Annotated in this window: 24 protein-coding genes; 4 read left to right on the forward strand and 20 right to left on the reverse strand. The window is 38.8% G+C overall.

The window, feature by feature from the left end; genetic code table 11:
• The first annotated feature begins 156 nt into the window (after window positions 1–156).
• Window positions 157–750, forward strand: coding sequence for a hypothetical protein (locus tag DD829_RS13850; protein WP_123906863.1), 594 nt, complete (start codon window positions 157–159; stop codon window positions 748–750).
• A gap of 179 nt (window positions 751–929) precedes the next feature.
• On the opposite strand, the gene DD829_RS23640 is transcribed toward DD829_RS13850, so the two are convergent.
• The 15 genes from DD829_RS23640 to DD829_RS13925 all read right to left on the reverse strand — a co-directional run bounded on the left by DD829_RS23640 (window position 930) and on the right by DD829_RS13925 (window position 13,495).
• The gene (locus tag DD829_RS23640) at window positions 930–1,097 is read right to left on the reverse strand and encodes a hypothetical protein (RefSeq protein ID WP_165814863.1); all 168 of its coding nucleotides are present in this window, start codon (window positions 1,095–1,097) and stop codon (window positions 930–932) included.
• A gap of 700 nt (window positions 1,098–1,797) precedes the next feature.
• Entirely contained in the window at window positions 1,798–2,442 is a 645-nt protein-coding gene (locus DD829_RS13855; protein ID WP_165796577.1) for an alpha-ketoglutarate-dependent dioxygenase AlkB, read from the reverse strand.
• Between the two features lie 98 nt (window positions 2,443–2,540).
• Window positions 2,541–3,194 (reverse strand): hypothetical protein, encoded by a 654-nt coding sequence (locus tag DD829_RS13860; protein ID WP_123906865.1) that lies wholly within the window; start codon window positions 3,192–3,194, stop codon window positions 2,541–2,543.
• A 635-nt stretch (window positions 3,195–3,829) separates the two neighbouring features.
• Window positions 3,830–4,156 carry a hypothetical protein gene (locus DD829_RS13865; RefSeq protein ID WP_108409406.1) on the reverse strand — a complete coding sequence of 109 codons (327 nt, stop codon included), beginning with the start codon at window positions 4,154–4,156 and terminating at the stop codon, window positions 3,830–3,832.
• Window positions 4,157–4,481: 325 nt separating this feature from the next.
• Window positions 4,482–5,561 carry a LytR/AlgR family response regulator transcription factor gene (locus tag DD829_RS13875; protein ID WP_123906867.1) on the reverse strand — a complete coding sequence of 360 codons (1,080 nt, stop codon included), beginning with the start codon at window positions 5,559–5,561 and terminating at the stop codon, window positions 4,482–4,484.
• A gap of 41 nt (window positions 5,562–5,602) precedes the next feature.
• Window positions 5,603–5,950 carry a hypothetical protein gene (locus tag DD829_RS13880; protein WP_108409403.1) on the reverse strand — a complete coding sequence of 116 codons (348 nt, stop codon included), beginning with the start codon at window positions 5,948–5,950 and terminating at the stop codon, window positions 5,603–5,605.
• Between the two features lie 10 nt (window positions 5,951–5,960).
• Window positions 5,961–6,620, reverse strand: coding sequence for a hypothetical protein (locus tag DD829_RS13885; RefSeq protein WP_108409402.1), 660 nt, complete (start codon window positions 6,618–6,620; stop codon window positions 5,961–5,963).
• Between the two features lie 68 nt (window positions 6,621–6,688).
• A complete protein-coding gene (locus tag DD829_RS13890) occupies window positions 6,689–7,123 on the reverse strand; it encodes a hypothetical protein (protein ID WP_108409401.1) in 435 nt (144 codons plus the stop codon).
• A 17-nt stretch (window positions 7,124–7,140) separates the two neighbouring features.
• Window positions 7,141–8,100, reverse strand: coding sequence for a hypothetical protein (locus tag DD829_RS13895; protein WP_123906869.1), 960 nt, complete (start codon window positions 8,098–8,100; stop codon window positions 7,141–7,143).
• Window positions 8,101–9,207: 1,107 nt separating this feature from the next.
• Window positions 9,208–9,495, reverse strand: a complete 288-nt coding sequence (locus tag DD829_RS13900) for a hypothetical protein (RefSeq protein WP_123906871.1) — start codon at window positions 9,493–9,495, stop codon at window positions 9,208–9,210.
• 14 nt (window positions 9,496–9,509) lie between these two features.
• Entirely contained in the window at window positions 9,510–11,393 is a 1,884-nt protein-coding gene (locus tag DD829_RS13905) for an AAA family ATPase (RefSeq protein ID WP_165796576.1), read from the reverse strand.
• Window positions 11,394–11,587: 194 nt separating this feature from the next.
• Window positions 11,588–11,947: a hypothetical protein gene (locus DD829_RS13910; protein WP_108409397.1), complete on the reverse strand. Its 360-nt coding sequence runs from the start codon at window positions 11,945–11,947 to the stop codon at window positions 11,588–11,590.
• Between the two features lie 11 nt (window positions 11,948–11,958).
• The gene (locus tag DD829_RS23365) at window positions 11,959–12,315 is read right to left on the reverse strand and encodes a hypothetical protein (RefSeq protein ID WP_123906873.1); all 357 of its coding nucleotides are present in this window, start codon (window positions 12,313–12,315) and stop codon (window positions 11,959–11,961) included.
• Window positions 12,290–13,090, reverse strand: a complete 801-nt coding sequence (locus DD829_RS13920; RefSeq protein ID WP_108409395.1) for a hypothetical protein — start codon at window positions 13,088–13,090, stop codon at window positions 12,290–12,292. The genes DD829_RS23365 and DD829_RS13920 overlap by 26 nt, the downstream gene beginning before the upstream one ends.
• A 51-nt stretch (window positions 13,091–13,141) precedes the next feature.
• Complete coding sequence (locus DD829_RS13925; RefSeq protein WP_123906874.1) at window positions 13,142–13,495, reverse strand: hypothetical protein; 354 nt, start codon at window positions 13,493–13,495, stop codon at window positions 13,142–13,144.
• 524 nt (window positions 13,496–14,019) lie between these two features.
• Here DD829_RS13925 and DD829_RS13935 point away from each other — a divergent pair.
• From DD829_RS13935 to DD829_RS13945, 3 genes are read left to right on the forward strand one after another with little or no spacing between them, the layout of a single operon-like run.
• A complete protein-coding gene (locus DD829_RS13935; protein ID WP_108409392.1) occupies window positions 14,020–14,925 on the forward strand; it encodes a phosphotransferase in 906 nt (301 codons plus the stop codon).
• Window positions 14,925–15,947 carry a glycosyltransferase gene (locus tag DD829_RS13940; RefSeq protein WP_108409391.1) on the forward strand — a complete coding sequence of 341 codons (1,023 nt, stop codon included), beginning with the start codon at window positions 14,925–14,927 and terminating at the stop codon, window positions 15,945–15,947. The genes DD829_RS13935 and DD829_RS13940 overlap by 1 nt, the downstream gene beginning before the upstream one ends.
• The gene (locus tag DD829_RS13945; RefSeq protein ID WP_108409390.1) at window positions 15,944–16,669 is read left to right on the forward strand and encodes a class I SAM-dependent methyltransferase; all 726 of its coding nucleotides are present in this window, start codon (window positions 15,944–15,946) and stop codon (window positions 16,667–16,669) included. Before DD829_RS13940 ends, DD829_RS13945 begins: the two co-directional genes overlap by 4 nt.
• A gap of 280 nt (window positions 16,670–16,949) precedes the next feature.
• Here DD829_RS13945 and DD829_RS23645 read toward each other — a convergent pair whose 3' ends face one another.
• From DD829_RS23645 to DD829_RS13970, 5 genes are all read right to left on the reverse strand, one after another.
• On the reverse strand, window positions 16,950–17,087 hold the full coding sequence (locus tag DD829_RS23645; protein WP_165796575.1) for a hypothetical protein: 138 nt from the start codon (window positions 17,085–17,087) through the stop codon (window positions 16,950–16,952).
• Window positions 17,088–17,692: 605 nt separating this feature from the next.
• Window positions 17,693–18,346, reverse strand: coding sequence for a response regulator transcription factor (locus tag DD829_RS13955; RefSeq protein ID WP_108409388.1), 654 nt, complete (start codon window positions 18,344–18,346; stop codon window positions 17,693–17,695).
• Window positions 18,343–20,196 carry a tetratricopeptide repeat protein gene (locus DD829_RS13960; protein WP_228408206.1) on the reverse strand — a complete coding sequence of 618 codons (1,854 nt, stop codon included), beginning with the start codon at window positions 20,194–20,196 and terminating at the stop codon, window positions 18,343–18,345. Before DD829_RS13960 ends, DD829_RS13955 begins: the two co-directional genes overlap by 4 nt.
• A gap of 303 nt (window positions 20,197–20,499) precedes the next feature.
• A complete protein-coding gene (locus tag DD829_RS13965) occupies window positions 20,500–20,691 on the reverse strand; it encodes a hypothetical protein (protein WP_108409386.1) in 192 nt (63 codons plus the stop codon).
• Window positions 20,692–20,979: 288 nt separating this feature from the next.
• Window positions 20,980–22,557, reverse strand: coding sequence for a pentapeptide repeat-containing protein (locus DD829_RS13970; protein WP_108409385.1), 1,578 nt, complete (start codon window positions 22,555–22,557; stop codon window positions 20,980–20,982).
• Window positions 22,558–22,561: the final 4 nt, after the last annotated feature.

Here is a 22,561-nt window from a genome sequence, read left to right on the forward strand (position 1 = left end):
AGTGTGGTAGTCTTTAAAGGTCGTTTCGTGCTATAAATCAGCCGTTTCGTGATGATTTTGGGCTTTTCACGCTCTTTTCGGGCAAAGTGGTGAATAACGGACTTGGAAACTCCGGAAATTAAGGCAAAATTTGGAGTTCATTATAAATTTTATCTTATGAAAAAGCTATTTTCTACATGGGCGGTATCAGCAGGAATTCTGATGTTAAACGCCTCAAACCGCCCCATTATGAACTCCGAAAAACTGCTTTCACATGAACTTTCCCATACTATGGAAAGCAGTCAACACCAGACATTTGTGAAAAACAAAGGAATATTGAGAAGAAACAATTCTTTTGAAGATTATTTTTTACATTATTATCCTGTAAAACAGTGGAAGAATGATGATTTCCGGTATTCTGAGTTTCTTTTGAAACCTTCCTTCGGAACTCATTTCGAAGATTACGAAATTCTGGAATCGGAGAATGCAGATATTTCTGTATACAAAAGCAGGGGAAATTATTTCACCATCTTCTCTCATAATGATGAGAGGTCCTCTACGGAGGATTACTATTCTTTATTTATTGATGCTTCAGGATATAAGAAAAAATTCACAGACTCCTATAAGGATAATTCGGTGCCCTACGTGTACGGATCGGCGACCGATTTTCCGGTGATCATCGAAATTGAATACACCGACAGGGACGGAATGCAGGTTTCAGCAACCATAAAAGCATATACGTGGGTGGAAATCAATATTGAAGGAAAATAAAGATTTTCGGAATGTCAGGTTTTACCTGTATGCTGTCACGTACCTGCCTTTCCATTGTTTTCATATTATGAATCCGAAATGAAAAATGGCTCTGAACTATATGTTCAGAGCCATTTTTCTTTACACCTACGGAATACTGTACTCCGGGATATATTGAATGATGTGTTTTTACGGTTTAATTAATTCAGGCGGGTAGTTGTTCTTGATCTGATCGCTTCATTCTTCTTTTGCTCAGACAATTGTTTTTCAGCATATTTTCTTTCATTGATGTATCTGACAAAGTCTTCGGGATTAATGCCCATATCGGCCAGTGCTTTTCCTGTCACGATCTCTCCCGGATTTACCATTCATCGCGAGAGAATGCTTCTTGCGGTATTCTTAATCTGCATCATGGTGTCGGCTGATTTTACGGATCATCTGCTCAGCTCTACATCTCCCTGAGTTTTTTTGTTCACATAATTAATCATATTGGCCATCCTGATCACATCCTTAAGTCCTTCAACAGGATTGATATTCACCGTTAGATCGTGTCCGTTTCCTCATTTAATAATGACCGTATCATGATCTTTAAAAGTAAGGGCAGTCATTTTCCCCCATGAACCGAGAACAAAGCCGTTTCTTGTTTTCTCTACTTTTAAAGTTCCTCTTTCCTTTCTCGTATCTTCATTGATGTTTCCGGAAAGATCAATCTGCTTCTGGATTTTAGAAGCTGCCGAGGTAAGCTCATCCAGCTGTTCCTGTTCTTTCAGGTTTTTCTCCTGATTTCTGATTTGTTTAAGGGTTCTTTGCTGTTCCTGCTGTTTTAAGGCTCTTTTTTGAGAATCTCCATTGTTTTTTTCAGGGGTTAATATTTCCTGTTGGTATCCGGTTTCGGGTCAATTGATCATCGTTGATGTATAATAGAATAAAATGTACCCTTCCAGTATACCTGTTTTTTTAGATTTGGCAAATTTTTATCAGGTTTTTGATCATACGGTTTAATGCAAAGGATTAAAAATGCCGGCTGCTGTGTAATCCGGAATCAATCTGCCTGAGGAAAGCACCTATTTATTTTTTCAGAATCACTTTCCTGAACGTTATGGAAATTCTTCTTCCTCTTGGATACGTATTGCCGTTAAATACATCATTTTTTCTCGGAGCAATGGCATGCAGCCAGTTGTACCTCGATTCGCCCTTCATCACCACCAGGGTTCCAGGAGGAAGCAGCACCGGTATCTTTTCTGCCGCTACTGAATTCCTCTGCTTCTGGAAATTCATCACACAACTTCCTGAAAGCGAAATGGAAATAATGGTATCATCAAAACAGGGCTCACAATCCGTATGGGCAGAGATCCCCTGATTATTCACATATTCATTGACAATAGCCTGATCGCAGCTTTCAGAAATGAAGCCCCTGTCTTTTAAACGTTTCACCAGAAACTGCATGTACTCAGGAATCTCCCCGATATAAAAGCTATGATCAATAGTTCTTTTCGTATAGTCATATTTATAGCCGTAATGCTGGACTCTTCTTGACAGGTCATCAAGCCACTCGTGCTGATCGATATTTATAAGAAGCTTTTTTTCTTCCTCGGGAGTGATAAAATCAAAATGGATTTCCAGTCCTTTGACAAGAGAGGCATTCTTTAGAGTAAGGGCCTTGTCTTCGGGGGAAAATTCTGGAGGAAAAAATGGGTTGTCCGGTGTATTCATAAGAGAAAAGTTAAAAGTTAAGATGGAAGTTAGAAGTTTGAAGATGGAAGCGGGAAGATGGAGGACAGAGGATAGGAGCCTGATCATTTTATATGCTCCTATTCTTCCATCATCAGGTGAATGGCTTTGGTATAGATCCCTTTGGCAATCCGGTATTCCTGGTTTCCATGCATAGAAAAATTGACAAGCATCACTCCTGAGTTGATCTCAATGATGGAAAGGTTTCCTTGTATATCACATACGACATCCACCGAGGCAAACTGAATCCCGATTTCTTTGGCGGCAGCAAGGGCAAGGGTTTCTATCCTCTTTTTCAGAATCGGGTCAATATCCAGCCACACTCCGGCTCCTAATCCCAGGTTGTGTTTCCAGTTCAGTTTTAAGGCAGCCTGGTCAACGGGAACATCATGAAGGGAGATTCCTTTTTCTTCCAGATAGGTGAAAATTCTTGCCGGGATTTCTTCATAAAGCCCGCTCAGCAGTTCCAGTACCGTGCTTTTCCCGTCTCCGGTAATAACGGGGATGGCTTTCTTGTAGATCAGTTCTGTCTGCCCGCCCAGAACAATAACCCTGTATTCGTCCTGAATTTCTACATAAGGGCACAGGCAAAAGGTATTCCGGCTTTTGAGGGTTTTATGAACATGCAGCTCAAGCTCAGGAATACTTGACGCTAAAAGCGCCCCGTTTCCGCCGGTTCCTTCGTTGGGCTTAATCACGACTTTGTGCCCGTATTTTTCAAACAGATCCAGCATTCTGATCCAGTTTCCCTTTTCACTGAGATAATCCGGATACAGATGGAACAAATGGTGGCAATAACGGGAATATCGTTCTTGAACAGCAGTTCCGCAGTGGCGGATTTGTCATTGCATATTTTGGATGCCGTATCGGGGTTAAGCGGAAAGCTGTATCCAAAGATGTATTTTTTATGGTGGCGGCTGCTGATTTGAAGGATCCATTCATCGGAAAAGGGTTCAAATCCTAATCCTGCTTCTATGCAGATATGACGGATCATATCTAAAAATACCGTGCGTTTGTTTGTCAATATCATGAGGTGTCGTATATTAAAATGACGAGGGAACGCATTTAAATCCATCGTTCCGTTATATTTGCTTTTTATGTATTGCCTTGATTAAAAAGTTATAGATTTATATCTCCGATGCAAAATCCAAATTCAGGAAATCATTTTCCTCCGAACACTTTTTCCTTTACTGAACGGACATAATTTTACTTGTGCCATTGTTTACCTATTTTAGATTACCTGCTGCAAGCTAACTGAATTATCCCGGCTAAAAATGTGGTTTTCCCGTAGTTTTTTAGGGCAGAGGATGAGTGTGCAGCGAAAAGGTTAATGCATCAGAAGCTGCTATTTTACTGCTACATTATTACACTATTTGATATAGTTGTCCTGATGGGGGAATGAAAAGCTTGGGGAAGTGTATTGCAGGAGTTTAAGCCCCGTAAAATCATTGCTCTCGTATTTCTGTATACTGACAAGCATGTAATGCACTCCTTCATTGTCTTTCAGAAAGTATCCTTTGAGATCAGGATAGAAATCCATTTCAAGCGGCTTCGAATCAAACGCATAGATTGCATTATTGAGGACTGCATCTGAGAATCCGTGATTTTGGAGGTGCTGCTTCATTGGCGCAGTCAGCTCATCGGTTTCCATATCCCGAAAGGTTTCATTAAAAGCGGTACATACATCTCCTATCATCAAAAGTGTTTTGGTTGGAAATTCCAGCAGCAGGTAGTTGAAGGTGTGAAGGAATTTTTTTCCGTTTTCTTCAAAAACGATGTCTTTAGACTCTCTGAAGTTTACGTGATTTCGGTGTCATGACTGTTTCATTCGGTCTTGAAGCAGCATTGCGAGTGGTGTGGTATCCATCATGGCGGTTATCAATAAGTGGTAAAAACGTACCAAATATATGTATTTACGGAAACGATGCAAGGGGTTTTACCGTAAATTTTCGGGGTATGAAGAATGGACTATTATCCCGGATTATTGCAAGGATAGCAAAAAATGAAAGTATTTTCGAAAATTAATCATTAAAAATGCTCTTATACTTTCTGGAAAGAGGGATCTCATAGTTGCCTTTAAGGAAAACTGTTGTTGTGTTATGGGAAATGACATAATTACGGTTCACAATATAGGAACGGTGGCTCTGTACAAAATTAGGAGGAAGCTGTGTGATGATTTCAGAAATATTTCCCCGCAGAAATTCTTTCTTTTTTACGGTATAAAATTCAAGATAATGTCCTTCAGATTTTATGTAGACCAGTTCATTAAGGTAAATCCGGGTCTTATTTTTCAGCACAATATGGTCTTCAATGACCAGCTGTTTTACTTTCTGGAGTTCCTCAAGGGTCTCCGTATGCTGTACTTCAATGGTCTGTTTTTCTGAAAGAAGTCTTTTTCTTTTAATATCTATCTTTTTCCAGCGTATAAAGGAATAAAGAGCCAGTAAAAAGGCAGTAACTGCTATAGTAAAGTACACAACCCTGTACCTTTTACCGGCTCTTATAAATTCTTTTTGGATTGAAATGGTTTTGTCTTTTTCTTTGACATTGTTTTGAACCTGCACCTTATGAATGGCAATATTCTGTTCCTTATCATTGATAATTACATTTAGGGAATCATATTTTTTACGATAGCTCAAACCCGCCTTATAATTTTTTAAATATTCGTCCGACTCAGACATTCTCTCATAAATATGACGCTCGAACTTTCTTTTATACACGGGTATTTTTAAGTCAAGTGTCTTCTGAAACCACTCTTTAGATTTCAGATAGTTTTTTTCTAAAAAATAGGAATTAGCATAATTATAATAAGCATATACCAAATATTTTTTACTTTTCCCTTTGGTCAGCTCAACAATAGACCTGTCTAAAAAAGCACGTGAAAGAGAAAAGTTACCTTTTGTATATTCGATAACACCTAAACTTTGAAGTATGTTCCCTTTGGTAACATAATTACCTGTCTTGGAATTATATTCTAAAGCCTTTATGTAGAGATTTTTTGCTTTTCGGAGGAAGTGCAGTTTCCGGATACTTGAAATAGACTCTTTATCACTTTTATCTAGTTCCTCTTTCGCAAATTCCATATTTGCATTACATAACATTTCCGGTGAATTTAAAAGAACTGCGTTTTTATAGTATTCTTTCAAAAATAGCCTCCCATATGTTTTATATTTTTCCTGAGAGGAAACAAGCTGATGAATTTTAAGCAGCAAATCATTCTCTTCCGGCTGATCCTTAAAATATCTTTTGCTTTGAGATAATAAGATAAAGCTGAGTCTTCGTGGTTGAGATTGTTATAATTTAAACCAATATACCAATATAATTTCCCCTTTTCTTTTATAGTACGTGTCTGTATTATTTCTTTTTTCAGCTTATCAATTTCCTGATATGATGATACATCTTCGTAATATTTAATTAAAGGATCTTTCAAACCTTGTGCATACGCGAATACATCCAGAAATAAAAAGAAAATTATAAATGGTAATCTCATGTCTAAATTGTCATTCTTCTATTGTAATAGGCAGAACACCACCGTTTCCTGTAGTTCGAGGATCTAAAAGATAGGGAGGATCTAAATACATTATTTTATTAGCGCTATCTAAATAAAATCTACGAAAATTACATATTTTCTGATAATCATTATCTGCCAGATCCTTAATACATACTTCTTTTAGCGTGGAAAATCCGGCTATCTTATCATCATCAGCAATATAGATCTGAAGAGATTCTTTATTCTCAAAATCATATTCAGGATTTTTAATTTCCAACGTCAATGTAATTTTATATTTCGACCCATTGTAATCAAAATTACTATTCTTAATCCAGATAACAAGTCCGGTTCTGTTTTTTGTTTTGAAAAACTCACTATATATTTTAGGTCGAAGTTCTCCTAATTCCATCTTTTCATCAGCAATATAATCAAAGGTGACAGTAAGTGTATTGGTACTTTTATTAAATACGGCTTCCTTAGTATTGCCACATCCTTCTTTACTTTTAGCCCAATTTTCCTGATTGGGAACGACCTTCATTTTTATAGACTGAATCTCTGTTTTCGTATTGCTTACTGACGTAGGCTCTATTTTTTTTTGTGAATTTCCGGATTCTTTTTTACAGGAAATAACTAAAAGAAGGATCGCACATATTGAAATAATTGTTTTCATAATAAATATTTTTTAATGTTTTTGACTCATTTAAATTTAAAAAAAATCTGCATATTTCTGTTCTGTATTTATTCAGCTGCCTCCAGATGCCAGTAAACGGTATAGGACCAGTTATCAAAAGAAAATTGTTTGGCTCCCGATTTCTTGGCTAAAAACGCTCCGGAACTCTTATCCTCGGCTGATTCTGCACACACATCGGCCTGGTCATCATCCAAACGGCACTGGAACATTATTTTTTCACCCCTTGTCACGTCTGAAAGCCTGAGTTTCACATCAATGGTTATTCCGTCTCCTTCGTAGGTCCTGTCAGGAATTTGAAAGACACCTTCTGATTCTGATTCTGATTTTGCCTGAAAGCAAAACAGCCACGTACCCGACTGCGGGGTCTGATTCATCACCAGCTTGTCAATGACCAAATCGTAATACCTACCTTCCTGTGAATAAAAGTTGGAATAAAAAACACTGCTGATTAGCACGAATGCTGTTAAAAAAATTGTTTTCATATTGTTCTATTTTGAAGTTAATGATTTTTAAAATTGATTGTCCCTCGTAAAAAGATATTCGCGGAAGTCCACTTATTATTGATGTAGCCCCAGTCAATACCTATACCGAGACTTGAGGAGTTGGAATATTGTCTAAAATCGACATTCTTGTCTAAAAAATTATTGTATAACCCAAAGTAATATGCAGGTTTTTGATTCTGCACATAGTAAGCAGATGCATAAGGGATTATAGTTAAGTAAGATAGAATTTCCTTACGCGTTTGCTTATCCAGATCTATGGGAACAGAGATATTGACATTCATCTTCGAAATATTTTTTTCCAATACTCCATATTTTCCAATAAAATTCTTTGTGGCGACCACATTGCTATTAATAATGCTGCTGTTTAGTTCAGAAAAGTTGAGTAAGGATTCATTATTCCAAGTATTCGAATAATTCAGGCTAAAGCTGACTAACTGCTTTCTTTTTGAAGAGCGGGGAAACAGGGTACTGTTAATACCAAACGCATAGCTCAATGGATATTTTCTTTTTTGGATGTTTTCCATGGCGTCATACAAAAGGATATTATCCATAGAAAAAGAAGCACTGCCTCCCAAAGAATAAGTCCATCCGTTAAAATTTCCACTTATAGAATGAACATACCGGTTATATCCGAGCTGTACTTTAAACCCAGGATTCAGGTTCTTAAGGTCATTCAGATTAATTATCTCCATGGAATTAAGCATTGAAAACTTTACAATCCAATTCTGCATTTTCGTGACATTAGCCTGAACACTGTCAAAAGGACCAATATATTTTATCGTATCCGGCCTAAATCCGTAAGTCAAGCCCAATTCTTTTGAATTAAACTCTACACTGTATTTGTTTGAATTGTAGTAACTGAATACAGAAGTGTTTTTACTGTTTGTGGCTATATCCTGACTCCATAATCTTGCTGAAGTCAGGAAAATTACGATCAAAAATAATCTTGTTTTCATAATTCTTTCTTTAAAATTATTCAACAAAATTCACGGCTATCAGGGACTTGTACAAATTTTTGTCACGAATGACCGATAAAATAGCGTGAATGACATTTCTTAATTTTAACACGAAAGAAAAACTTCTGAGGACATCTTTTTTTTAAAAAAATTTGACAAAACGTTTCCTATTGTATATAATAATATCGTATTTATTTTTTCATTATACCTAAAATGCAACACTCAGAACATTCTTATCACAATGGTACTCATTTGTGATCATCGGAAAACATCAGTCCTGATGGTATCGATGTATATAAGCTTAATAAAACCGATCCATTTTTTCTACATTTTACTAAAGAAGATCTCAACTATCTGGATCAGGTAAAAAATGAATTGGTTAGTAATCCTACCATGCAATGACTGAAAAAAGTTATTGCAGAACTACCCGAAGACAGAACGGATATGGCACAAGCGATTTCAGCAGTGCTGTTCGGCAAAGCAGAGGCTTTGCAGAATCAAAAAAATACAGTTTCTGCTTCGAAAGTCCATCAGTGAACCGCCGCCGGAGAGATTGCTGCTGTATTTGTTCATGAACCTAATAGTAATGATAAACCGGAGCCTGATCTGCAGGAACTCTTTAACCCTTTCTTTAAGATAAGTGATTTTAATGAATCCGATCTTCAGTATCTTGAGCAGATAAAAGCTCAACTTCTAATCGATAACAGTCCATCCAATTTTAGAAAAATAATAGACAATGTTCCGGAAGATAAAGCATATTTGGGACATCCTCTCCTTCAGATGCTTGCAAGATTGCGCTCCCTTGAACAGAACAATAAAACGCAGCAGTAAAATATTTTAGGAAACTGGCGCTCGTAAAAATACCCTTAGCTTTCAAGAAAAGCTAAGGGTATTTATTTTCATGCAGGTGCTTCTGCTTAATTAAAAAACCTGGCCAGAATAATATACAGTACATATAATACTATCACAATGGCCAGTGTCAAAAGAATGCCATAAATGATATTTTCTGTAATTGCTGCTAATCCTAAAAACATAAGTACTATAATAATCCAGAAGGGATATCCTCTTTTAAATCGCATTTGTCCCATATATTGTTATTTTTTTTTATTATAAATTAACCAATACACTTTTCAGCCATGCCATACCACACTCATTAACCAGATGCCCTGAAGTAGAAATAGCTGCAGCATACCCTTCTACGGTACTCACCACATAAGTATGCCTGCCTTCTTCACATTTAAGCTGTATGTCGATCAGTTTTTTCCGGCTGAAACATTTTTTACAGCTTACCCGCGCCTTTTCATCAAGGGTTAAAATACCACCACAGGGCCAGCTGTGCCTCCAGTACTGTTGCGCTGTATTATTACCTTCTGATAAACATCGGGGGCATGACATATATAATTCTATTTTCATATCTCAAGGATCAGCATTTCTTCTACTTCATGAATCACCACTCCTAAAGGAAGTTCAGCCAAATTCCATTTCGAGAGTTTTTCCATAGGGAGTTCATATTTTGACGAAATTTCCACCAGAGCTTCCGGGGTTATTCTATCCGGAAAATCAACAGTATGATTAAATCCGAGGTAGCCTCTGATGTCAGATTCAAATAGCTCATTTTCTTTTTCCACCGCCAATACAGTAATAACCGGATAATGGCTTCCCAGCTCTGATATCCCTGACCGTATTTTTGTGATAAATAAACTCCGGTCACTTGTAGCAAGGCATTCCATACTCTTGATATAAATTATAGAGGGGGCTACCTGTTTGGCTTTTAGTAACAGACGTTCCCAATCTTTAAGGGTTTGTGAAAAAGGGGCAGACAGATAATCCAGTATATCCATTTCCAGCAACTCGTAATGAAACTTTTCGGCAAATGCCTGCAACAGAGTTCGGCGGCCGCTTCCTTCTTTTCCCCGAAAACACAAATTCATTTGCGAAGGGCGGATATGATATTCTGTATTCAGCATTTTTCCGGACAGCCGGTGGATTTTCTCAAGTTCCTGCTTTTGATCGTGTAAACCGATAAGATGTTCCCAAGCTACAGATTTTCCGGCAGGATCAATTCCCCTGAGCGAAGTCGGAGTGATCTGCTTTATGACCGACTGGATATCTTTTGCTTCCAGCCGAAGGGTATGAATATTTTTACTCAGGGTCATCAATCCACTATCCGGAACTATTTCCATATTCCTGCGAATGGCTTCCATAACAGCCTGACGATAAAGGGAGATTAAGTCAGCGCCTGAGTATCCGTTGGTAATTTCACTCAGGTGCTGAAGATAATCAACCGTAATCTCGGGTCCGGTCAAATCAGGATCTCCTACCGGGATGTTTTTATGAAGAATGTCAAAACGAGCCTGTTTATCGGGAAACGGGATTTCATATTCCAGCTCAAAACGCCCTGGTCTGCGCAACGCCGGGTCAACTGCCTGGGGACGGTTTGTGGCTCCAATAACAAATAAGCCTTTGGCAGACCTGATTCCATCCATGAGTATGAGCAGCTCCGATACCATAGATATCTGATGACTCTCTGTTTTTTCATCATCCCGGATCCCTGCTATGGAGTCAATTTCATCGATAAAAATAACACTCTGTTTGTAATTAGAGGCTTCTTCAAATTTTTCCCGAAGCCGTTGTTCAGGCACTCCTACATACTTAGAGCTAAGTTCGGGACCTTCAACAGAAACGAACTTTGCTCCCAGAGATCCCGCAATGGCACGGGCAATCATGGTTTTTCCATTGCCAGGAGGGCCATACAAAAGAAGTCCTTTAGGCGGGGTAATTGAAAATTTGTCCAACGCTTCCGGATACGTTAGGGGAAGCTGAATGATTTCTCTTAGTTTTCGGATCAAGGGATCCAAGCCTCCTATCTTGTTAAAATCAATAACTTTCTGCCTGTTCTCAGAAAGACCTTCTATATGAATAACCGTATCTTCATATATTGCAACAGGCTGGTCTCGTTCCGTAGCAGGATAGATATTACAGACTTCTGCCATTACTGTTTTCAGAGTACCGGTCTGAAGAAGTACTTTTTGGCCGGAAAAAGACAGCCGCGACCGCGTCTTATACTGCCGGGAAGCAAATTCTATTTCCTCTTCAGACCAGATCACTTCTTTGGTATCGGTAACTTTTAAAGTAAGAGAATGAGCTTTCGGTATCGAATCCGTATTGACCAGATCAATGTCTACCGGTAACAAAGATCCTCTTATATCCTGTTTAGGTAAAAATTTCGGATTAAAATACGCATTACAGGAACCTGTATTTGCTGAAAGCAGCCGTTCTACTTTCGCATACATTGTAAATATTTTAAGTGGCTCGGTACACCGAATCCTGACATAGACAGGAGTGGTGTCCGACACTTCTCCTAATTGGTGAATATCTTCTTCAGAAAGCCATAATGCATCCGTATTTTTAGGAAAACTGAGTTCCGGAGCGGCATCAATAAAGGTCAAAGTAGTTGTTAATGTTGTCATATTCATCATTATTATCGTTAAAATTCTCCCATATTATCCAGAAAGGCTTTCAGCCAGGTCATTCCCGCCTGGGTAACCAACATCCCGGCCACTGCTATATTGGCCGCAAGCTCTCCGGCTGTAGTACCAATAAAATCGTACTCTCCCTGATTGCTACTATGACTGGGACAGCCATAACGCCAGTTCTTTACATGACTTTCGCTGCTACAGGTATTACAGTGATAGTACGCATTATCTCCTACATACATTGTTCCTCCGCACACATGGTGACTCCAATGGGACTGGGGAGTGTGGATTCCCCGGCTTGCACACACCGGACAACTCATATATTGTTCAAAATATGTATATCCGCCGATTTTCTTTTTTTGTAGTGCCATAATAATTGTTTTTAAAATTCTCCTAAATGTTCTAAATAATTTTTTAACCAGCTCATTCCTGTAAAGCTTACTATCTGACCTGCTATACTGATTACTTCTGACAGATCTAATTTTTTTGTTGCTGTACAGCTCATAAGGATTACATCTTTTTCTCCGCCACATTGTATGCTCCAATTATCGACCCTGCTCTCATCTCCACATTGCTCACAGCGGACATTGGCGTTGTCTCCAATATACATGCGTCCTGTACAGTTTTCATGATTACAAAAGCCCAAGGGAGATGATATTCCGCGTATACAATGCTCAGGACACCTGATATACAGTTCATAATAGGTATATCCGTTAATTTCTTTCCTGTCCAGTTTCATGGATTTGTTTTTTTAAAGAGTCAATGACATCCAGAAATATTTCGATCGGACTGAAATCCTCCTCCTGAAGATATTTCTTGCGCAGTGTCTCCAAAAAATAAACCGGAGTAGAATCTTCATACAAAATTGTAAAAGCGCGGTAAAGGCGTTCAAGACCCTCCTTAATACTTCCTCTTTTATGAACGGTAAATTCAACATTTTTTCCCGATACTAAAAAATCATTCATCCTGTTCTGCGTAATATCCTGCGCGAGAAGCCATGTCGTAAAGCCTTCACGGACGGCCTGTTCTTTCGCATCTTCTTCTAAATCTTCAATCGTATTACCTATATCTTTTACATATTTAATAACGGTGTGACCGATCTGCTTTGCTTCCTCAACCTGTCGGTCCAGAGCGCTGACTATGGGAATGAAAAATTTATCAATGTCATCATATTCCATTGTTTTAGGTCTTCCTCCATACCACATCAGCAAATCTTTCAGAAAATAGGAAACGGTTTTATGAAAGAGCTCTTCATCATCAAACCGGGTCTGGTAAAACAAAGTCATGCATTGCACCTCCAATTCACTGTAGAGAAGCTTTTCTGTTGGAGGATTCTTGATATCATCATGCAGATCCCTGTCGGTTTTTATTGCCGTAACAGGTATTTCAGAGGCTTTTTTACCGACGGATAAATAGCCTTCCAAGCGTTCTAAGGCAATGATTACGCAGTGAAAGACATCATCAAAGGTTTTAATTCTGACCTGCTGTTGTTTTTTGATTTGTTCTTTTTTCATTGGTATAATTTTTAACGTTATTATTGATATAAGAAAATATTTAACAATATTTTATAATTCCGGAGATTGCATGTCGTCCTTCACCGGAGGCTCGTTGAATTCTTTTTCCGGAGATGGAATATCAGTTCTGTCCTGCATCATATAGATCTCACCAAGACTTATCAGATAGGAAGCCAGATGGCTTTTGCTGCCGGTCTGCCCAATCATTGAAACGGCAAATCCGTAATCGAGCGGTATGAAATTTTCTTTTTTTTGTTCTGATGCGATGCGCATCTTACAGGTATCCTGATTAACCTCCCAACGGTCGATTTTTGCCTCAAGTGACCCTGCGGTAATCATCCAGCTTCCGGTATCCAGCATAAGAGCCTCTCCCGAGGTTTCTTCTCTCCATGTTTCTGCAGGCAACTCACGGGCTTCTTGCAGCTCGTTAAGCTGCCGGGGGCTAATAAAAATAAGGGCTAAGTGTTCCATAATACATTTTATTTTTTATGATTTTAATGAATAGATTATTTTTTATTTTTCGGCGGGTTCTTTCTGACTGCCTCAGCAAATCCCGGAGGATAGGACTCAAAGTGACTTTCTTTCATCCCGCATTTTGTATTTCTGCACTTATAGATAATATAACACCCTTCCTTTTCTGCTTTCTCTTGTATTGCATACATATGATATCCGCACTGCGAACAGGCTCTGCCTTGTGCCATAATGTTACTTTTTTAAGTTTGATAACCGCAAGCTACCTGTTTTATCCGAGGAGAAAATGCGGTTTTCCCGCAGAATTTTGAAAAAATAACATATAAGCTCAGACCTATTATTCTGCGGGAAAACCGCATTCTGCTTTTGTAAAAGAATTTTATCTTCACCCTAATAAACAGCCGGAATACTTTACAAATAATATCGCCGGTAATACATAACACCATAAAACCTATTCTATGTCAAAAAATCTTTTTTCCGATATACCCTCTGAGGTTCTTTCCTTTTTAGCATCAAAAGGTTTCTTTATCCTTACCGTTTTAAAATCTCATCCCGGGAAAAGGCATACCTTTTTAGTAGAAAAAAAATCACAGTTTTATGTAGCCAAAGTTCACATGTATGAGTACGTCGATGATCAGGAACATCTTTTCGGTGCAGACATCCTTGCTTATCCCGACTCTAAGCTTCTGCAAGAATACCAACTGTATATTCCCGAACAATTGGATCAAATGGCTTCCTATACCTTTAGTGTATCACTTTTTGCCTATATGGAAGGAGAAACATTGGAAAGGCTGCTTCAAAATTCACCGGAGTCTTACTCCTTATATATTAATATGATAATGGCTGCTTTTCATAATCTTACAAGGACTTACCTGCAAAACACATCCAAACCTTACAGTCATGAGAAGTATTCGTGGGAATATAGAGTACGGCGTTCCCTACATTTCCATATGAAACAATTGTATAAGACGAAAACAGAGATCAACAGCAGAGAGCTTAAAACTCTGGAACGTCTATTTGGAAACACAGACTTTGAACAGAAAAAAAATATTGTTCACGATGATCTAAGCATCGGAAATATTTTGATCAGCAAAATTTCGGTTCCCTATATTGTGGACTGGGATGGCTATTGTACAGGGGATGCACGCTACAGTATCGCCAAATTCCTTTATTATCTTTATATCAATGGGCACATGGAGTTCTATAGCATCATGGAAAACAAATGCCTGACTGCTTTTGGTTATAAAAAGATATATACTTATATGCTTCTGGTACTGGTGGAAAAAATGAAATATTCAAATGGAAAAAGAAATAAAGCGGAACAGATGCTGATCAAAAGCATTTTGAAAAAGAATATGATATAATGAAAATATTGTTTTTTCCGGGACCCAGTATCATCAACGCTTATTACAAAGTACTTCTCGAATATTGTAAGGCTCACGGTATTGAAACCGCCCGCTCAGATTCTATGTCCCTGATAAGTATATTGCGTAAAGGGTGGAGTGCTGATCTTGTCCACATCAACTGGATTTCAAAGGCTGAGAAAAATTATTGGAACCTGATGATATTCTCTCTGTCCCTTGTTATATTCAGAGCAATGGGAAAAAAAATCGTCTGGACAATACACAATTATGCTCCCCATGAAAATACCCACAAAGTCAGGTCACCGATGCTCCGATTTATTCTGATGGTAATCAGTACGACTCTATATACTCATTATGATGAGCTTTCGAAAAAACTGATTGCAGAATTTCCTTTTATAGATGGAAAAATACAAACTCTTTTTCATCCGACCTTTGAGACGGTTCACCCGCGGACCTCAGATACATCTGAAGCCAAGTCCGGATTGGGTATTACAGATCATAAGATTAATATTCTTTTCTTCGGGTATATCCGGAAGTATAAAGGACTTTCAGAGCTTCTTGATCTTTTTAAGCGAACAGACAATTCGCATCTTCGTCTGATGGTGGTAGGATCAGTAGATTTTTATTGGGAAAATCCTGATGAAAAGTATAATCTGCTTAAACGGATTGTTCAATATCCTGATATTTTTACTCATCTTGAATTTGTAGAAGATGACCAGGTACAGCTTTATGCTCTTTCTGCGGATGTTTTTATTGTTCCCTATCTTCATTATGATACTTCAGGTGTGATCATGCTGGCAGTCACTTTTGGGAAAACTGTCATCGCCAGAAGGAGTCCTTTTACCGACAGCTTTCATGGAAATCCTTTCATTCTGTATGACAATGAAACTGAACTTGAAAAAATTCTTACCAATATTACTCATAAAACCATCTTCCAAAAGGAAAAGGTTATTCAAAAGTTGCAGTCCTGTTACAGTTCTGCACGGTTTTACCAATTATTACATTTAATCTATACATTATGATGTCTACTTATTATTGCGGCTGTTGTGAAAGCCTGTTAAGAGAATTTCTTCCCGGAGGAGCTGAATATCCGGCTATCCTTCAATACGACATTGTCGGAATGGGAAGAAGGGAAAACAAAAACTGTCCTGTTTGTGGTTCCAATGACCGGGAACGGATGGTTACTTTATTTTTGAAAAAATTTATTCTAAGTGAGGACTTTTCTGAGCTTAAAATGTTGCACATGGCACCGGAACACGTACTTCGGGAAATCCTGGCAAAGGACAAACGGATTAAATATGTTAAGGGAGATAATTTCAGTGAGGGCTATTCTTATCCCGATACTCTGCACGTGGACATTACCCGTGCTCCTTTTGAAGATCAGTATTTTGATTTTATCATATGTAACCATGTCCTGGAACACATAGAGGATGATACTGCTGCAATTAGAGAATTATACAGGATCCTAAAACCCGGCGGTAGAGCAATCCTTCAGGTTCCAATCTCGGAGAAACTGAAAAAAACATATGAGAACAAAAAAGTGAAAACAACGGAAATGAAGATCAAATATTTCGGGCAGAGGAATCATGTCAGGATTTATGCCTGGGATTATCTGCACAGGCTTGCCTGGGCAGGGTTTCAGACACAAGTCTTCTCATTTGACCAGTTGTATGGCGCTTACTTTATGAAAAGTCGTGGACTTAACGAGAGGGAAAAGATCATTTTCTGCTCGAAGCCCTTATAAAATTACAAAATGATTATGTTGTCTTGTAGCCTATTTTCTGTAAGAAAAGCTCTATGTATTTTTCTCAAAGCGGATAACTTATGCTATGATCTTCTGCTCCATGGTAGTCTGAACCGCCCGTTACAAGGAGTCTATGCTCTTTGGCCAGATTTTCAAAGAAAAGGGTTTGCCCGGGTGTATGTTTATGGGCAAAGGGCTCAATGCCGTCAATACCCGCAGCAAGCAGTTCATTAAAAACATTTCGGGAAATCTCTTCATCTTCTCCTTTAAACAGACTTTTTCAGGGATGTGCCCGGCAAACAGTCAGTCCGGAATCATGCATCGCTTTAATTAATTCTGCAGCTTTAGGAAAGAATACTTCTTCCTCAGCATATAAAAGATTTCCGTTTTCTTTTGCCCGGTGCCTGAGTTCTTTCATATCGGTCATTCAAATTAAGTCTCCGAGTTCACGAATCAGATCCGATTTGTAAACAGGTCCGGGTAAAGATCAGCGGAAGCTTGAGAGAGGACGGGGAGATAGCCCGAAATCCAATCGTTTCTGCCAGACTTTTTCTGCTCTTTTGTTATATCAGTCCTTTATATTCTCCAGTATCTCTGTAAGTTCTTCAGTACAGTTTATACGAACACCATATCATGTAAGATGGATGGGATGTCAAAAAACCTGAGCTGAGATCTCAATTCCGGGTATCCAAAGACAGGTAGAGGTTTCCACTATTTCGGGAAGTGTAAAAAAATGATGATCCGTAATGGAGAGTACTTTATATTCTTCTACTGATTCTGTGAGTTTAAAAAGTTCTGTAACTGATGTTTTTCAATCTGAAAACTGGGTATGGAGGTGAAGGTCTCCTTTGGAGTAACGAATCATTGCTTATCAGTATACAGGTAAAAAATCAGTATAGAGACCCTAAATATAAAAGTCAATGCGAAATGAAAAGATCGTATATGAAAAACATATTCACAGACCCACGATCGTTAATCCCAATTGGCTTACGATATAAGATACTTTTCAAGGTTATAGAAATTTTATAGCAATCCTTTTTCTCTTGCTTTAATGACCAGCAGCTGGTTGTCTCTTGGCGGAACATCCAGTTTAAGCATCAGTATACTTTTGCGTTCCTCAATCGCCCGTAACGATAGCGGAATATGTTCGGGCATATCTTTAACTTTAATTTGTTTTGAGAGGCAATATAGAATGCCCAGGTCGTGACGGTCCAGTCCCAAATCGTCAGCCTTTAGTGCCTGCTTTGCCCCTTTACTGTAATAAGTTTCTCCATTAAGCACCGATTCTACTGCATTCTTTATCTCTGAGCTTGTAAAGTCATTCTTAAGAAGTAAAGCGTCAGGATTGACGGTTTTAATGATATAGCGTATTCTTTCCCCTTGGGAAAACATGGTAGGAACTATAATTTTAGTCTGCGGAAATTTTTTCTTCAGTTGTAAAGCCACTCCTTCTCCTGAATGAATGGCTGCATCACGTGCCGCCGGAAGGTTAATGTCTACAAAAGCAAGATCAAAGGGAAGGATATCAGGCTGTCTCCGGATGCGTTCAAGAGATTCTTCTACAGTGTAGGCTTCCGAGATAACAGGTTTTTCAAACATGTTTTCTAGAATTGCCTTGTAGCCTTCAATGGTCATCGGGTGGTCATCAATGAGTAAAATATGGAGCTGCTGTTTCATGATAAGGGGAATGTACAGTATAATGTGGTGCCTTTGCTTTTTTCAGTGTGGAGGGAAAATGTTCCGCCCACAGATTCTGTCCGCTTCTTCATTCCGGGAATTCCAATGTTAGAGGGTTTATCCGGATCAATTCCAATTCCGTTGTCTAAAATTTCCAGATGGAACTTTTGGTTCTTCTGATAGCATTTTACTTCTGCTTCACTGGCACATGCGTGCTGCTGGATATTGCGCAGGCCCTGCTGGATAATATAATAACAGGCAATTTTAATCCGGTTGGAAACCCTGTTCCAATCCAAATCGGATGCAATAGTCAGAGAGGAGCGGGTGCTTCGGGAAAGCTGATTATCGATTAGTTGCTCCAGCAGGCTCTTATACGATACATCAATGATCTTCTGACGGTTCATATCATAGACAATAGAACCCAGTTCATCCAGAATGGATTTCATATACTGGACAGAAGTATCGAGCTTTTCTTTTACCGGAGATTCACTTTGTGAGGCCAGGGCGTCAAGTCCCAGCATCGTCCCGGAAATTTTGCCGGCAATGCTGTCGTGAAGATCATGGGAGATCCGTTCCTGTTCTCTCTGCTTGGCTTTTTCGGCAAAGCCCTGCTGCTGGAGTAAAAGAGATTCAATTTCCTTTTCTGCTTCAAGTTCTTTTTGCTGCATCAGTAAACTCTTTTCACGAGCCTTCAGGCGGGAATAACGGACATACAATACACTTGTAATAATCAGCAGCACTAAAAGTCCCAACGCTGCATACAGATATATCCGCTGCTGACGGGCTTTGAGCTGCTGTAGCTGGTTTCTGAGCTTAAGATCCTTGTTTTCTTTTTCCTTTTCTTTGGACTCGTAACGGATGTCTGCAAATTTCTCTCCGACATTAAGTTCTTTATGATAGACTTTTTTAAGCAGGCTGTCATAACCTTTAGCATAACGTAAGGCTTCGGGAAGCTTTCCTGAATTTTTATAATTGCTGCTCAAAAGCTCCATGGCTGTCAGGGCATCCCGGTAATTTCCGGTATTCTGGGCTAACGTGTGTGCCTGCTGTGCATAGGAGTTGGATTTTTCATAGTCTCCGCTTCTCCGGTAATATTCCGCAAGGTGCAGCTTACTGATCACAATGCCGGCATCATGTCCGATTTTCTTTCGGATCTCCAGAGCCTTCAGATAATCTTTCAGAACGTTATTATTTTTTTGCTGCAAAAAATGAAGGTGAGCGTTGTTGTCTATAATACGGGCATATTCTTCGGGATATTTTTCCAAAACAGCTAGCGGATACTGCAATGCTCTGGAATAATAATACGCTGAATTTGTAAAGTCTTTGTGGGTTTTATAGGCCGTTGCCATATTGTTCAGCGTCTGGAGGATAAGTTCATTATTCCCGGACTGCTCTCTGAGTTCAAGGGATTTTTTGTAATAACTCACGCAGCGCTGAAGGTCACCCAACTCGTTATAGGTGATTCCCAGATTGTTATACAGCTCGTCTGCAAAATCCGTTTTCTTGTTGCCAATAAATTCCAGAGCCTGGATGCAGCTTTCCTTACTTTTGATAAACTGTCGGGTGTTTTTTTCCAGAATTCCCATTCGCAGAAGTGTTTTAGCCATTTTCAGGGTATCTTTTGCCTGTCGGTACGCCTGATAGGCTTTACGAAAATAGTAATATGCTGTACTGCTGCTTTCGTTTTGTTCGTAAAAATGACTTCCTAAATACACATTGACCCTCCCTTCAAGTTGTTTGTCACCAAGCGCTCTTGCCAAAACCAATGCCTGTTCCCCATGATAAAGCATAGAATCACTCCGATCGGTATTCCAATACTTTTTTAACTGAAGAACGTGGTCTTCATACATTTTCACAGATTCGGTATTTTGCCCCGGTATACTGACGCATACCATAATCAATAAGACAAGTAAAAACAAGCGCATGGTTTAGTTCATTTTGCAGATTAAAAATACTATTTTTTTAACAAAATCATGATTTGAATAACAATATGATATAAAAACAGTTAGTTTATCTGAAAAAAACAGAAATTAATCTCCTTTATTAGAAGACAGGATAATATCATTGTTACGATATACTAAAAGAGGCTGCCATTGGCAGCCTCTCTTTTGTATATCCATCTTACAGATGTCTGTAAGGGTATCATGCGACATTTACTCATCAGGTGGTGGCATATTGTTTCCCTGGTCACCATGTTCCCTGTCTGCCTGATTAATATCCGTAGGGAGCTGTTGCTCAACCTTGTGGTTTTGCGGAACTGTACTCATTTCTTCCAGTTCTCGGCAGGACACTGCGGTTCCTGCGATCATGAGTGCTGCAATAAGCAATAACACTTTTTTTTCCATGTTTTGACATTTTTTAATTCTAAAAAATGCCAGCGCTGGCGGGAAAGAGCTGCTATGATCAACGTTTCAAAAACTTCCCGGGGGTCTTTGTCTTGTCAATGTTTCGCTGCTCTTTTTGGGATCCCAAAAACCAACCTTTCGGTCAGTAGAAATTTCTACCACAAAGGAAAAGCAATGCCGGAAATTAATTTTAATCAGAATCTTGCCTTTTCTGGCGAACGGGCAGATTATATAAAAAAGCCACCCTTAGTTTTTACTTAGGGTGGCTGCTTTTTAATTCAATAAATCTCAGAAATTATTAATGTTGCCTTTTACTTTTTTTGTCTTTACCATGTTCTTGGCCACATTATAAGTGATGGTGGGAAATAAGTTTATAGGAATGTTTTGAGCCCGTGCAAAAGCCAGAAGTTCCGGCAGTCTCGTCTGGAGCAGCTGCTGGTGGAATGATTCGGAAAAAATAAGCTGCTGCTCAGGAAGCGTCAAAGACTGAAGTAAGGATTCAGAATCAGGAAGGTTCCAATTGCTCCGCTGTATTTCGGAAAGTATTTTGATGAGTGTGCTGTTTTGAGAGAGTTTGGTCTGGAAAATATTGAGCTGATCTTTCTCGGAAAGCGTTTCCTGATGTACCGGATAGTAATTGCTCATTATTCCAAAAAATTTCTCCTGGACATCTATAAAAGTATCCGAAATTTCTTCTCCGCTCATATTTTCATCCGAAAAATAAAAAAATGTAATTTCATAGGCTGTTCGGTCCAGAATTTCCACACCGAGTACCTTCTGTGCGTCATTGGTAAAAAACGCAGCAAAGCTGCGCACCAGTTCTTCAATGATCAATCCGTTTTTAAGGTTAGTTTTCAGGGTTTTCGCAGGGGTTTGCCATCGGTACTTGATGCATCCCGGTCCTATAACAACTTTTTTATCATCTCCGACTCCTGTTTTCTCAAGCTTTTTTAACACTTCCAGGTGCGAACGCTCGATGAGCATTAACTGGGTTTGTTGAAAGATAATCTGACCCCGTATGTCTTGTGGTTTAACTTCAAAACTGGTATTTCCGTATAATATCTTGCGTTCCGACGTTCCTGTAAACATCAGTTTGCTTTCTACTTTAGGACGGTTGAACAAAACTGTCCCTTTCAGTGCCACATCATAAAATTCAGCGTTTTCGTTAAAGGTGTTGTTGGTAAAATTGATGACAGCAGTACTAATCTCTGATTCTTTGAACGTAAAATTTTCATCGAATGTATTGGAAATAATGTCAAAACAGTTATCTATTTTCTCTATTTCCTGAAAAAGAACTTCTTCTTTAAAATGACATTCGCAGATCGTCAGATGAGAAGTGAAATTGGTCTGATGTGAAAATTCAAAGTAGCCTTCAAAAATGCAGTCTTCCATCTCAAGACTCAGAATGCTAAACTCACTTTCTAGAGTACAGGCAGAGAATTCAACTTCGTGCTTAAACGTACATCGTTTAAATATTACCTCATGATGAAATACGCAATCCTGAAAAGCCAGTCTCTGAGGGATGACTTTCCTCCTGGTATTCCCAACACATTCAATGATCCCATGAAATTCAGACTGGTGAAAATCAGATCCTGATAATACATCCAGATAATCAATTGCTATTTTTCCTTTGGCTGCTACGAAATGGACTTCCCTCAAATCAATCTCCGATTGGCTTTCGCGGCATACGGCAATATATTTTTTTAAATAGCCGTAAAAATCGTTCTCTTTTTTCCATGAAAGATCCCGGCTGTGGAAAATACACAGTCCGTTATCATCCACAGGAAGCTTATTGACTGATTTCTCAAGCTCACAATGATGGTTCTTTTTTTCAATAGAAAAATTTTTATAGCTATAGGTACACATAAAA

Source organism: Chryseobacterium sp. HMWF035, assembly GCF_003094695.1.
GTDB classification, from domain to species: Bacteria; Bacteroidota; Bacteroidia; order Flavobacteriales; family Weeksellaceae; genus Chryseobacterium; species Chryseobacterium gambrini.